This is a genomic window from Pseudoalteromonas espejiana DSM 9414, from assembly GCF_002221525.1.
In the GTDB taxonomy this organism is placed as follows: Bacteria; Pseudomonadota; Gammaproteobacteria; order Enterobacterales; family Alteromonadaceae; genus Pseudoalteromonas; species Pseudoalteromonas espejiana.
The window spans coordinates 3,282,085-3,295,756 of record NZ_CP011028.1 but is presented as its reverse complement, the minus strand read 5'-3'; the positions used below and the strand labels follow the sequence as shown (position 1 = coordinate 3,295,756).

Annotated in this window: 13 protein-coding genes; 8 read left to right on the top strand and 5 right to left on the bottom strand. The window is 42.2% G+C overall.

The genetic code is table 11. The features are described from left to right. Positions 1–69: 69 nt before the first annotated feature. From ftsY to rpoH, 4 genes are all read left to right on the top strand, one after another. Positions 70–2,154 (top strand): signal recognition particle-docking protein FtsY, encoded by a 2,085-nt coding sequence (gene ftsY / locus PESP_RS14955; RefSeq protein WP_089348744.1) that lies wholly within the window; start codon positions 70–72, stop codon positions 2,152–2,154. A gap of 76 nt (positions 2,155–2,230) precedes the next feature. After that, positions 2,231–2,908, top strand: coding sequence for a cell division ATP-binding protein FtsE (gene ftsE, locus PESP_RS14950; RefSeq protein WP_089348743.1), 678 nt, complete (start codon positions 2,231–2,233; stop codon positions 2,906–2,908). Continuing rightward, a complete protein-coding gene (ftsX, locus tag PESP_RS14945; RefSeq protein ID WP_089348742.1) occupies positions 2,905–3,891 on the top strand; it encodes a permease-like cell division protein FtsX in 987 nt (328 codons plus the stop codon). The genes ftsE and ftsX overlap by 4 nt, the downstream gene beginning before the upstream one ends. A 526-nt stretch (positions 3,892–4,417) precedes the next feature. Beyond that, positions 4,418–5,281 (top strand): RNA polymerase sigma factor RpoH, encoded by an 864-nt coding sequence (gene rpoH / locus PESP_RS14940; protein ID WP_089348741.1) that lies wholly within the window; start codon positions 4,418–4,420, stop codon positions 5,279–5,281. A gap of 135 nt (positions 5,282–5,416) precedes the next feature. On the opposite strand, the gene PESP_RS14935 is transcribed toward rpoH, so the two are convergent. The 4 genes from PESP_RS14935 to gpmM are packed head-to-tail and all read right to left on the bottom strand — an operon-like array spanning position 5,417 to position 10,211. Further along, on the bottom strand, positions 5,417–6,178 hold the full coding sequence (locus PESP_RS14935; protein ID WP_245852091.1) for a divergent polysaccharide deacetylase family protein: 762 nt from the start codon (positions 6,176–6,178) through the stop codon (positions 5,417–5,419). A 43-nt stretch (positions 6,179–6,221) separates the two neighbouring features. Further along, positions 6,222–7,487, bottom strand: a complete 1,266-nt coding sequence (locus PESP_RS14930; RefSeq protein ID WP_089348739.1) for a S41 family peptidase — start codon at positions 7,485–7,487, stop codon at positions 6,222–6,224. Positions 7,488–7,523: 36 nt separating this feature from the next. After that, the gene (locus PESP_RS14925; RefSeq protein ID WP_089348738.1) at positions 7,524–8,663 is read right to left on the bottom strand and encodes a murein hydrolase activator EnvC family protein; all 1,140 of its coding nucleotides are present in this window, start codon (positions 8,661–8,663) and stop codon (positions 7,524–7,526) included. A gap of 3 nt (positions 8,664–8,666) precedes the next feature. After that, complete coding sequence (gene gpmM / locus PESP_RS14920) at positions 8,667–10,211, bottom strand: 2,3-bisphosphoglycerate-independent phosphoglycerate mutase (protein WP_089348737.1); 1,545 nt, start codon at positions 10,209–10,211, stop codon at positions 8,667–8,669. Between the two features lie 578 nt (positions 10,212–10,789). On the opposite strand from gpmM, the gene PESP_RS14915 reads away from it, so the two are divergent. From PESP_RS14915 to gpsA, 4 genes are read left to right on the top strand one after another with little or no spacing between them, the layout of a single operon-like run. After that, positions 10,790–11,221 carry a rhodanese-like domain-containing protein gene (locus PESP_RS14915; RefSeq protein ID WP_089348736.1) on the top strand — a complete coding sequence of 144 codons (432 nt, stop codon included), beginning with the start codon at positions 10,790–10,792 and terminating at the stop codon, positions 11,219–11,221. A gap of 30 nt (positions 11,222–11,251) precedes the next feature. After that, entirely contained in the window at positions 11,252–11,509 is a 258-nt protein-coding gene (grxC, locus tag PESP_RS14910) for a glutaredoxin 3 (RefSeq protein ID WP_004588615.1), read from the top strand. A 34-nt stretch (positions 11,510–11,543) separates the two neighbouring features. Further along, positions 11,544–12,029, top strand: a complete 486-nt coding sequence (gene secB / locus PESP_RS14905; RefSeq protein WP_089348735.1) for a protein-export chaperone SecB — start codon at positions 11,544–11,546, stop codon at positions 12,027–12,029. Between the two features lie 3 nt (positions 12,030–12,032). Continuing rightward, complete coding sequence (gene gpsA / locus PESP_RS14900; RefSeq protein WP_089348734.1) at positions 12,033–13,040, top strand: NAD(P)H-dependent glycerol-3-phosphate dehydrogenase; 1,008 nt, start codon at positions 12,033–12,035, stop codon at positions 13,038–13,040. Between the two features lie 69 nt (positions 13,041–13,109). On the opposite strand, the gene trmL is transcribed toward gpsA, so the two are convergent. Then, a complete protein-coding gene (trmL, locus tag PESP_RS14895) occupies positions 13,110–13,574 on the bottom strand; it encodes a tRNA (uridine(34)/cytosine(34)/5-carboxymethylaminomethyluridine(34)-2'-O)-methyltransferase TrmL (RefSeq protein ID WP_089348733.1) in 465 nt (154 codons plus the stop codon). Positions 13,575–13,672: the final 98 nt, after the last annotated feature.

The following is a 13,672-nucleotide window of genomic DNA, read 5'->3' as shown; positions in this document are numbered from 1 at the left end:
TATGCTGAGCTACACCAAGCTATTTCAAATTTTAGTTTATCAGATTTTTATAAGTGGTTATTAGCAAGTATGGCAAAAAAAAGTAAATTCATGTCTTGGCTCGGTTTTGGTAAGTCAGATAAAAAACAAGCAGAAGCTGATAAACAACAAGCATTAGCTCAGCAAGAGGCTGAGCGCTTAGAGCAAGAACGTGTTGCGGCTGAAAAAGCAGAAGCCGAGCGTTTAGAGCAAGAGCGAATAGCTGCTGAAAAGGCAGAAGCCGAGCGTGCAGAGCAAGAACGTATTGCTGCTGAAAAAGCAGAAGCTGAACGTTTAGATCAAGAGCGCATTGCCGCTGAAAAAGCAGAAGCCGAGCGTGTAGAGCAAGAGCGAATAGCCGCTGAAAAGCGCGATGAAGAGCGTTCAGCCATTGAAAAAGCGAATGCTGAGTTGCTTGCAAAAGAGCAGGCAGATGCACAAGCGCAAAGAGTAGCACAGGCAGAGCGCTTAGCTGAGCAAGAAGCTCAAATGCGTTTAGAGCAAGAGCGAAAAGCTGCAGAAGAGGCTGAACAACAGCGTTTAGCGCGAGAGCGTGAGCAGGCAGAGCAAGATGAAAAACTAGCCATTGAAAAAGCCAATGCTGAGTTACTTGCAAAAGAGCAAGCAGATGCAGAGGCGCAAAGGGTAGTGCAAGCAGAGCGTTTAGCTGAGCAAGAAGCTCAAATGCGTTTAGAGCAAGAGCGAATTGCTGCTGAAAAAGTAGAAGCTGAGCGTTTAGAGCAACAGCGTATTTTAGCAGAACAGGCAGAGGCTGAGCGTTTAGAGCAAGAGCGTATTGATGCAGAACAAGCAGAGGCTGAACGTTTAGAGCAACAGCGTATTGCTGCAGAACAGGCAGAAGCTGAGCGTTTAGAGCAAGAACGACTTGCAGCAGAACAGGCAGAAGCTGAGCGTTTAGAGCAAGAACGACTTGCAGCAGAACAGGCAGAGGCTGAGCGTTTAGAGCAACAGCGTATTGCAGCAGAACAGGCAGAGGCCGAGCGTTTAGAGCAACAGCGTATTGCAGCAGAACAAGCAGAGGCTGAGCGATTAGAACAAGAGCGTATTGCTGCAGAACAAGCAGAGGCTGAACGTGCAGAACAAGAACGTATAGCTGCTGAAGCAGAAGCTGAGCGATTAGAGCAAGAGCGCCTAACGGCCGAACTTGCAAACGAAGAAGCTAAGTTAGCTGAAAAGCCTAAAAAAGAAGGCTTTTTCTCTCGGCTTAAAAAGGGCTTATTAAAAACCCGCGTAAACATAGGTTCGGGCTTTGCCTCTATTTTTAGCGGTAAAAAAATAGACGATGACCTTTTTGAAGATCTTGAAACTCAGCTTCTCACTGCCGATTTAGGTGTTGATACCACCATGAAGCTAATTGATAGCCTAACTGATGCCGCTGATCGTAAGCAGCTAAAAGATGGTGATGCACTTTATGAGTTAATGAAACAAGAAATGGCCGCTATGCTTAAAACGGCAGAGCAACCACTAGAGATAAATGCAGATAAAAAACCATTTGTTATTTTAATGGTAGGCGTAAACGGTGTTGGTAAAACAACCACCATTGGTAAGCTTGCTAAACAATTTCAGAATGAAGGTAAGTCGGTTATGTTAGCCGCAGGTGACACATTCCGTGCTGCTGCTGTTGAGCAACTTCAGGTTTGGGGTGAGCGTAATAGTATTCCGGTTATTGCTCAGCACACAGGTGCAGATAGCGCATCGGTTGTATTTGATGCGTTCCAAGCGGCTAAAGCGCGTAATGTAGATGTATTAATCGCTGATACAGCAGGACGCTTGCAAAATAAAGATAACTTGATGCAAGAGCTTGAAAAAATAGCGCGTGTAATGAAAAAGATAGACCCTGATGCACCGCACGAAGTCATGTTAACGATTGACGCAGGCACGGGTCAAAATGCAATTAGCCAAGTTAACCTATTTAACCAATGTGTAGGCTTAACAGGTATTACGTTATCAAAGCTAGACGGTACGGCTAAAGGCGGTGTTATTTTTGCTGTTGCCGATAAGTTTAATATTCCAATTCGTTACATTGGTGTAGGTGAAGGTATTGATGACTTACGTGCGTTTAAGAGCGACGACTTTATTGATGCGTTATTTAGCCAAGACGAGGATGACGTATAATTTATAAAAGGGAGCTTGCTCCCTTTTTAATTGCAAGGAATTCCAATTTACTATTTTGGGGCTGGCACAATAAATAATGATAAATTTTCAGCAAGTAAGCAAAACCTATCCGGGTGGGCATCGGGCACTCGAAAAAGTCACTTTTCATATTAAACCTGGCGAGCTGGCTTTTTTAACGGGCCACAGTGGCGCCGGTAAAAGTACCTTATTAAAGCTAATCAGTTTAATGGAGCGTCCATCTGCGGGTAACGTATTTATAAATGGTGTTGATTTAAATAAAGTGAACTCGCGGCAAATTCCGTATGCTCGTCGCGATATTGGTATTATTTTTCAAAACCACCGTTTATTAGAGCGTTATACCGTATTTGATAACGTAGCACTGCCGCTTATTATTGAAGGCACACACCATAAGCAAATAGCTAAGCGTGTACATGGTGCGCTAGATAAAGTGGGCTTACTTGATAAAGTAAAATGCCACCCTTCAACGTTATCCGGTGGTGAGCAGCAACGTGTAGGTATTGCTAGGGCTATTGTTAACTCTCCGCCTATTTTATTGGCCGATGAACCTACCGGTAACCTCGACCCTGAATTATCTATGGAAATATTAAGGCTATTTGAAGATTTTAATAAACACGGTACCACTGTACTTATAGCAACTCACGATCTTGGCCTTATTTCTCGTTTAAAATACCGCAGCCTAACCTTAAAAGATGGCCGTATGCTTCAAGACCCACTTGCGGAGGGCGCATTATGAGCTTGCTATTTAAAGGGCGACAAAACACAAACGACAAACAAAAAAAATCGGCAATTGCTGGCGGTTATTTTTTTGTTATTAATATTTTTCGCCAAGGTGTACACAGCTTAGGTGAAATGTGGCGGACGCCTCTTGCCTCACTCATGACAATAGCAGTACTTGGCTTGAGCTTAACATTACCTGCTACGCTTTACTTAGTGGTTAAAAACGTGCAGCAAGTAAGTAGTGGCTTTGAAGAAGCCAGTGAGATCTCGCTATTTGTAAAAGAGACGATGAGTACACAAGAAACACAAACTCTTGTAAAACGCCTTGCACTATACCCAGAGGTGGAAAGCGTTGAATTTATTTCTAAGCAGCAAGCATTAACCGAATTTAAAGATGTATCGGGATTTGGACAAGCGCTAGAGTACCTTGATAGCAACCCTCTACCTGATGTAGTACTTGTTACACCTACCAAGCGACATCGCCAGCCTAATGCAGCTAAAGCACTACTGAGAAAGCTTGAGAGTGAGCGGGAAGTTGATTTTGGTAAGCTCGATATCGCTTGGTTAGAGCGTTTAAATGCGTTATTAGATTTATTAAAAGAGAGTGTAATCACTATTGCTCTGTTATTGCTTACCTCGGTGACGTTAATTATTGGTAATACTATTCGTTTATCTATTATGGATAAAAAAGAAGAGATACAAGTAATGAAGTTAGTAGGGGCCACTAATACCTTTATACATGCACCATTTTTATGGACGGGTATTTGGTATGGTGTAATAGGTGGCTTGTTTGCCTTTATTTGTATAGCGCTAATGATGTGGTGGCTAAGTAGTGCAGTAAGTAGTGTAGCAGGGGTGTATCAAACTAGTTTTGAGCTTGTTGGTTTAACACTTAACGAATTTGGTGCACTGGTATTACTTGCAACTAGCTTAGGCTTTATTGGGTCTTACTTGTCGGTTAATCGATATATAAAAGAAATAGAACCTGACAAAGTTTAACTATCACTGCTAAAGCCTGACTCAAAAATGTCATGTTTGTATATTAATATCCTCAAAAGATATTAGGGCGTGTTGATCTTTGATGGTTGAATTTGCAGCAGTATGTTTGGTTTTTAGGCAAGGCAGAGCCTATGAAGTGTGGTTATTCCCCATAAATAGGCGATAACGCAGCATAAATGCCAAACATGCGCTGCCCTGCGGGTTCTGCCTAGGGGCGATAAACTCTTTGTTGCTCGGTTTTTACTTAGCCCACTAGGTTACAAACCTCGCGCCGCGATTTGAACGCCCCTAGATTGAACAAATTTCAATCCGTAAAGGTCAACACGCCCTAGTTGTAAATGGCCTGTTGCCTTGCTGCTAATCTCTAGCAATCCCTTAATTCATCACTTATTCAGTCGCTTGTAGTAGACTTAACTTACACTAAAAAACCGCTTGATTTATGCTTTAAAAAAGTTTTAAATTGGGGTTAGCACTCTTAGAGAAAGAGTGCTAAGATGGTTTCAAATGTTTATCACCGAGGTGAAAAATGAGTAAAGATTTATACGCAATGGCACTTACAGTTGGACAACAAAGCGCAAGCATGGACGGCTACCTTCAAGCGGTTAGCACTATTCCTATGCTTAAAGCTGAGCAAGAGAAAGAGCTAGCAACACGACTTCAAGAAGAAGGCGATCTTAGTGCTGCAAAGCAACTCATTATGTCGCATTTACGCTTTGTAGCACATATTGCTAAAAGCTACTCGGGATATGGTTTACCGCAAGCCGACTTAATACAAGAAGGCAATATTGGTCTGATGAAAGCCGTTAAGCGTTTCGACCCAAGTGTGGGTGTACGCTTAGTATCGTTTGCTGTTCATTGGATTAAAGCAGAAATTCATGAGTTTGTGCTTAAAAACTGGCGCATCGTAAAAGTTGCAACGACTAAAGCACAACGTAAATTGTTTTTTAATCTTCGTAAAAACAAAAAGCGTTTAGGTTGGTTTAACCAAGCTGAAGTTAGCACTGTAGCGAGTGAGCTAGGTGTGAGTGAAAAAGAAGTACGTGAAATGGAATCGCGTATGAGCGGCCAAGACATGGGCTTTGACTTAACGGGCGACGATAACGACGACGCACCAACAAGTACTTATTCACCAGTACAATACTTAACAGATGGTTCTGCCGATTTAGCTGACGACATTGAGCAGCAACAATGGCAAGAGCAGTCGCATACTCGTTTGTTTAGTGCACTAAAAACACTAGACGAACGCTCGCAAGATATTGTAAGCGCACGTTGGTTGTCTGACGACAAAGCGACATTACAAGAGCTTGCTGAAAAATATAGCGTATCAGCTGAGCGAGTACGCCAGCTAGAAAAAACAGCAATGAAAAAGCTGCAAAGCGCTATGAGCTAATTAAGCTTTAAACAGCAAAAACTAAAAAGCCCTGCATTAAAATGCAGGGCTTTTTGCTATTGGGCGCAAAATTTTACTTACTTAGTTGAATGTAAGATTTTGACTTAAATAACCTGCACTCCTTTGGCTAAGCGCCTACCTTGCATTAATTGCTTTGCCTTGTGCCTGAGCTAACTGAATATATTTTCTTTCAACTAATTGCGATACAGGGACTAGTTCGTAGCCTTGCTTTACTAGTTCTGGTAGTGCCTTGCGCAAAAAATCTATGGTTTCAGGGTAGGGGTGCGCAATAGCAATGGCAAAGTGGTGCTTAGTAGCTTTGTATTTTAATTCATCGAGCCTTTGTTGAAGTTGGTTATGAGTGGTTATATTGTCTAAAAACACATGGCGACCAATATTATTAACACCTACAAAATTTGCAGCATTTTGCGCTTGGCTTAGATCGGTTGTGCGGCTATCTAAAAAAAATAACTTACGTTTTTTTAGAACCTCCATAGTCCACTTCATTGCTTTACTTTGTTGAGTAAGAGCCGATCCCATATGGTTATTAACCCCTTTAACTTGCGGTAAGCTTGCCAAGGCAGTACCTAATGTTTGCTGGAGTTGTTCCTTGTCCATATTAACCGTCAGTCCGCCAGGGCCTAATGCTTTACCGTTAAGGGCTTGCATAGGCACGTGCAAAAGCAACTCTTTATTAGCTCGGCTGGCTAAAGTGGCAAAAATTTGAGAGTAAGGTGTATGGGGCAAAATTGAATACGACAATTGCCCAGGTAAGGTTAGAAATTCTAAATCCCGCTGATGATAGCCAATATCATCAATTACGATGGCTATTTGCTTTGCCCCAACAGAGCTGGAGCTTAAACAAACAGCCAATAACAGCCATTTTATTATTTTCACGTTTATAATTTTTATTATCTTTTTAAGTTTATTAAGTGCTTTGTTATTGCATGCTAAGTAATTGCTTTGCTTTTACTAGCTGTAAATCACCCAGTATTTCACTTTTTAACTGTGGTGTATTTTTGTTCTGTTTATTTTTTATTATAACGGCTTTATTTGATTGTGAAAGGGTTGCTTGAGCAATTGCTACATCAGGCGTTATACCTACCCCCTCGATAGAAGCCCCTGAGGGAGTAAAGTACTTTGCGGTGGTTAATTTTAGTGCTGTGTTACCATCACCTAAAGGAATTAGCGATTGCACCGAGCCCTTACCATACGATTGATTGCCTACCACTGTGGCGCGTTTGTTATCTTTTAATGCGGCGGCGAGTATTTCAGCGGCAGACGCTGAGTTTTCGTTAATTAGCACAATAATGGGGGCGCCTTTTAATATATCGCCTCGTTTTGCGTAATAGGCTTGGTTAGCATCGTAATAACGCCCTTTTGTAGTTACTATGGTGCCACTTTGTAAAAATAAATCAGACACAGCCACTGCGCTTTGTAACGTGCCGCCGGGGTTATCGCGTAAATCAATTACTAGGCCTTTTAACGGCGTGCGGTAATCATTTTTGAGCGCAGCAACATGTAAAGCAACCTCATGCAATGTGTGGTTAGAAAAGTTATGAATTGCTAAATACCCTGCGCCCGATTCAAGTAATTCGCTGGTTGCGCTTTCAAGGTTAATTTCACTGCGCTTTACTGCAAAGTTAAGAGGTTGTTGGTAACCTTTACGGCTTATGCTTATGGCTACCGTGTTAAAGCTTGGGTCTTTAATGAGTGCGGCAACGTGTTCTAAACTTTGTGCTTGTGTGCTTTTATTATTAACACTCACAATAATATCGCCAGCTAAAATACCGACATCTTTTGCTGGTGAGTTTTTAACTACATCAACAATGGTAATGTGCTCATCAATGTTTTTTACTTCAATACCCACGCCAGTGTACTGACCATTTGTGTTGTTAAACAGGGCGTTTAAATCGTTTTCGTTTAAGTATTTTGAGTATGGGTCAAGTTGCTCTAATAACACTTCTACTTGTTGGTTGCTATAGGTGTAGTGAGGCGTTTTTTGTAGCGATAAATCGTCAACATAATAAGCATGAATATTAAAAAGTATTTCTGATATTTGTTGGCTTTTTAAATCTTTAATCGAGCTTGCATGTAAAGCATTACTAAAACAAAAAATAGAGAGGGATAAAAGCGCCCACAATAAAAACGCGGCACGAGTATAGGTGGTTTTAACGGTGGCTATATGCGTTGATTGTTGAGTCATCAGCTGCTCCTAATGCGGTGCAGCTGCTTTATTCAATTAAATACGTCTGCACCATTTTACAGGATTTACTGCGCGTCCTTTGTGGCGTATTTCAAAGTATAGACCAGAACTTGCCTGCCCGCCGCTTTGACCTACTAAAGCGAGTGTTTCGCCTTCGCGAACCATATCGCCTACATCTTTTAGTAAAGTTTGCGCATGGCCATATAGGCTCATAAAGCCTTCGCCGTGGTCAACCACAATCACCCAGCCAAAGCCTTTAAGCCAATCAGCAAAAACAACTTGGCCATTGTTTATACTATTTACGTTGGTACCTTCTTTAGCGCCAATTAATACGCCTTTCCAGTCTATGCCGCCATGTTTACGTTGGCCAAAGGTGTGCTTAAGTTTACCTTTACTTGGCCAGCTAAGTTTGCCTTTGCTTTTATTCAGACCAAGCAACTCTATTTTTTGGGTTTTTTCTTGCTCTAATTCTTCAATTGTGGTGATAAGCGTTTGTTCGTTATCTTTTAAATAGTTAATAGAGCTTTTGGTGTTATTAAGCTGTGCTTGCAAATTTTTAAGGTTGGTTTGGCGCTCACTTTGAGCATTAACTAAAGCACTTTGACGCCTTTTTTGCTCATCAAATAAAGCGGCGAGTTTTTGTTTAGTTTTGGCAAGTTCAACTTGGTTTTCGGCTATTTCTTGTTGGAGTGCTTTAAGCTCTTCAAGCTGCTCTATACGGGCTTTATTTAAGTAGTTGTAATAGCTTAAGGTGCGCTCAAATTTAGCCGTGTCTTGCTGATTTAAAATCATTTTTGAGTAGTCGTCACCGCCAGCCATGTAAGCACTTTTTAATTGTGCGGCCAAAATGGCTTGAAATTCACTATGTTGGTTGTCTAATTCTTTAGCTTTTTGTTGTTGGGCTTTTTGTTGCTGTTCGGTTTCTTTTACCGATTGGGCCGCCATATTGAGAGCTTTGGCATTTTTGGCTATTTCTAGCTCATGCTTTTTTAAGTTTTTTTGTAGCTGAGTAATTTTTTTTCGTTGTGAATTATAATCTGCTTGGCTTTGCTCTAGGGCTGATTGCACCTCTGAGAGATCCTTTTTAGTGCGATCTTCGTTAGCGGTTGCAGGCGCAACCACTAACAAAGCCAGTACACATGTACTTACACTAAACCAGTTTACAGGTTTGCTCATGTGTTATTTCAACGTCATGATAGGTGTGCCTGTCATTTCGCTTGGTTGTTCCATGCCCATAAGGTGCAGCATGGTAGGGGCAACATCACTTAATGCTTTACCTTCACTAGGCGTAGCATCACGACCTACATAAATAAATGGTACAGGTTCGCTGGTGTGTGCTGTATGTGCTTGCCCAGTTGCAGGACTGGCCATTTGCTCAGCATTACCATGGTCGGCTGTTATTAGTGCTTCACCGCCAAATTCATCAAGTGCCTCTACTACACGGCCAATACAAGCGTCAACTGCTTCACACGCTTTAACAGCTGCTTCAAATACGCCAGAGTGACCAACCATGTCGCCGTTAGGGTAGTTACAAATAATGGCGTCAAACTTACCGCTTTTTATGGCTTCTATAAGTTTATCGGTTAGCATTTCTGAATTCATTTCTGGTTGTAGATCATAGGTTGCAACCTGCGGCGAAGGAATTAGTTCGCGTGATTCGCCTTCAAATTCATCTTCGCGGCCACCACTGAAGAAAAACGTAACATGTGCGTATTTTTCTGTTTCAGAAATACGTAATTGTGTTTTACCATTTTTTTCAAACCATTCCCCTAACACGTTAACGAGTGGTGTAGGGCCAAAGGCTACTGGGGCGTCTATGTCGGCTGCGTATTCTGTCATCATTACAAATGCGCTAAGAGCCGGTGATTTTTTCTTGGTGAAACCATCGAACTCTGGCTCTACAAATGCACGTGTAATTTCGCGGGCACGGTCGGCTCTAAAGTTGGCAAAAATAACGGTGTCGCCATCATTAATTTGTGCAGCTTCAGTACCTTGTGGTGTAATGGTGGTTGGGGCTACAAACTCATCGTTTTCATCGCGCTCGTAAGCCGCTTCAAGTGCCGAAACGCCATCAGCGAAGGTAAATTCGCCTTCGCCTAAAGCCATAACGTTGTAAGCTTTTTCTACACGGTTCCAGCGGTTGTCTCGATCCATTGCGTAGTAGCGACCAACTAAAGAGGCTAAACGACCACATTTAAGTTCGCTAAATAAAGCTTCAATACGCTCTATCGATGCTTTAGCGCTGCGTGGTGGCGTATCGCGGCCATCTAAAAATCCGTGAAAGTAAACTTCTTTAGCGCCGCGTTTTGCCGCAAGTTCAATGCTTGCAACTATGTGATCTTCATGGCTGTGAACGCCACCTGGGCTCAATAAGCCCATAATGTGTACTGCTTTGCCTGCAGCAACTGCTTTATCTATGTTTTCAACAAGTGCAGGTGTTGAGTCAAACTCGCCATCGTTAATCGCTTTTGTAATGCGGGTAAAGTCTTGATAAACGATTCGTCCGGCACCCAAATTAACGTGGCCAACTTCTGAGTTGCCCATTTGCCCTTCAGGTAAACCAACATCTAATCCTGAGCCTGAAATTAATGTGCGTGGGCGGGTAGCCCATAATTTGTCTAAAACGGGAGTATTTGCAGCAAGAATTGCGTTGCTTTGCTCGTCTTCGCGGTATCCCCAACCGTCTAAAATCATTAATACCAGTGGTTTTTTATGCTCTGTCATAATAGCTCCTGAAAATTAGCACCTGTTGATGGCACTTTGCACCGAAAAGGTTATCTGGTTAGTTTTAGCATACCGTGTTTTAACGCTAGGATCAGCCCTGAAAACAAGATATTAAAATTTAAATATACATTATATATGGGGCGCTTTATGTGTTTTTAAACTGCGGCAAACTCGCATTTTAACTTGGTTTGGGTATACTTGCGTGGCTAAAGTACAAAATACCTAAAATATTAGGGCGTGTTGCACTTTGGTGGCTGAATTTGCAGCAGTATGTTTGGTTTTTAGGCAAGGCAGAGCCTATGAAGTGTGGTTACTCCCCATAAATAGGCGATAACGTAGCATAAATCCCAAACATGCGCTGCCCGTTGGGTTCTTTCTAGGGACTATTACCTTTTTGTTGCCTACATGGATGTAGGTAAGGGGCGTGAGCAGGACGCGGAAGCTTTGCTCGGTTTTTACTTAGCCCACTAGGTTACAAATCTCGCGCCGCGATTTAATAGCCCCTAGATTGAACAAATTTCAATCCACAAAGGCCAACACGCCCTAGGTTTAGAACATAATTTCATAGTGGAAGTAGAATGGATCAATATATTGAATTTATTACAAATCATCCTATTTTAAGCCTAGCTTGGGTTGGTATTGTATTTCTTATTGTAAGTGGCTGGATAAAAAGTAAATTTTCAGCAGTTAGAGAAATTAACCCACAACAATTAACACTCCTTATTAATCGTGAAGATGGCAAGGTAGTTGATATACGTGCGCAAAAAGAATTTAACGCAGGTCGTATTGCAGGTGCAGAGCACTTAAGCCCAGAAAAAGCAAAACAATCTGACTTTTCAAGCCTTGAAAAGCACACGAGCAAACCCATTATATTGGTATGTGCCACAGGCATGACTGCTCAAGGTACTGCTAATGCAATGCATAAAGCAGGCTTTGAATCGGTTTATGTATTATCAGGTGGTATGGGGTCGTGGCAATCTGCGAGCCTTCCAACTACAACAGGACGCTAATCAGTTAGTAGCGCCGATAGAGGATTTATTATGAGTAATGTTGTTTTATACACCAAAGCGTACTGTCCATTTTGTCAACGTGCATTAGCACTTTTAAACAGTAAAGGCGTTGAGTACACAAATATTGATATTGGTGTTCAACCAGAGCTTCGCGATGAGATGATTGCTAAAGCCGGTGGCGCAAGCACAGTACCGCAAATTTTTATTAATGATGAACATATCGGTGGCTGCGACGACATGATGGCAATTGAAGCGCAAGGTAAACTTGACGCTAAGCTAAATGCTTAATTTTAATTATAAAAACTAACACGTAGGAAGCACAATGAACGAAGAAACTCAAAACGCAGCAGCACAAGAAGCCGGCGCACAATTTACTATTCAACGCATTTACACAAAAGATGTATCGTTTGAAACGCCTAACTCGCCTGCGATTTTTCAAAAAGAATGGACGCCAGAAGTTAAGCTAGATTTAGACACGCGTTCTAATAAATTAGACGAAGGTGTGTTTGAAGTTGTTTTAGCATTAACTGTTACAGCGTCTATTGGTGAAGAAACTGCGTTTTTATGTGAGATTCAACAAGCAGGTATTTTTACTGTTGGTGAACTTGAAGAAGTGCAACTAGCACATATGCTAGGCGCGTACTGCCCTAACGTGTTATTCCCATACGCGCGTGAAGCCGTATCTAATCTTGTTAACCGTGGTACTTTCCCACAGCTTAACCTTGCGCCAGTAAATTTTGATGCGTTATTTGCACAATACATGCAACAACGCACTGCGCAAGCTGAGCAGGTTTCAGCAGACGCATAATTTATGAGTACAGCAACTTCAGCTGTTACTGTATTAGGAGCGGGGTCATACGGCACCGCTCTTGCTATTTGCTTAGCCCGAAATGGTCATAAAGTGACTCTTTGGGGACGCAATAGCGACGACGTTGCCACGCTTGCAGCTGAGCGGAAAAATCAACGTTACTTACCTGATGTACCTTTCCCCGACACTCTTTTATTACAAGCCGATCTACAACAAGCCGTAGCTAATAGTGCCATTGTACTTGTGGTTATACCTAGCCATGCATTTGGCGATACGTTACAGCAAATTAAACCTGCATTGGTTGACGGAGCGCAAGTAGCATGGGCAACTAAAGGGCTTGAACCAAATACGGGGCGCTTGTTACAAGAGGTTGCATTGCAAGAGCTAGGTGATGATATACCGCTTGCGGTTTTATCAGGGCCCACATTTGCTAAAGAAATGGCAATGGGTTTACCTACGGCTATTTCGGTGTCGTCTACTTCAACTGAGTTTGCTCAGCAACTTGCTGACTTACTACATTGTGGTCGCTCGTTTCGTGTATATAACAACGATGATTTTATTGGCATTCAGTTAGGTGGAGCTGTTAAAAACGTTATTGCTATTGGTGCGGGTATGTCGGACGGGGTTGGTTTTGGAGCCAATGCACGAACCGCTTTGATTACCCGTGGCCTTGCCGAACTTACACGGTTAGGCTGCGCGCTAGGCGCAAAACAAGAAACCTTTATGGGCATGGCTGGGCTTGGCGATTTAATCTTAACCTGTACCGACAATCAATCGCGCAACCGCCGCTTTGGATTAGCATTAGGTAAAGGTGAAGGCGTAGACGCAGCTATTGAGTCAATTGGCCAAGTTGTTGAAGGCTTTAGAAACACCAAAGAAGTATATTTATTAGCTGAGCGTGCTGGCGTAGAAATGCCAATCACTGAGCAAATTTATAAAGTGCTTTATGAAAACAAAGACATGAAAGAAGCCGCTATGGCGCTTTTGGGTCGAGAGCAACGCGCTGAGTAAGCACGTTAGCTAAACTTAAACTAAAAAACCGACGCTAAGTCGGTTTTTTATTGCCTAATGCAACATTAATCACTGCGCGTTCGGAAAGCCTAGCTGGCGCCAAGACTCATATACAAAAACAGCAACAGCGTTTGATAGGTTCATACTGCGGCTATTAGGTTGCATAGGAATACGTACGCGCTGATCGTTTGGCAGGGCTTGGATCATATCATCTGGTAGGCCACGTGTTTCAGGGCCAAATACTAAGCAATCGCCTGCTTCATAACTTGCCTCGTGATGGAACTGGCTACCTTTAGTGGTACAGGCATATACTTTTTTAGGTTGGCATTTTTCAAGGTATGCGTCGAACGATGCATGACGTTGCACATTGCTAAATTCGTGGTAATCAAGGCCAGCACGCTTTACTCGCTTATCGTCCCACTCAAAGCCTAACGGCTCAATTAAATGTAACGAGTAACCCGTGTTTGCACACAAGCGTATAATATTACCTGTATTTGGTGGAATTTCAGGTTGATATAAAACGATATCCAGCATAATGCGCCTTTCTAATAATTTGTAATTTGACGAAGGGCAGTATACACGAATCTAGCTAAAAAAATGATATACTCACGCTATTGAATACAGCGATTAGC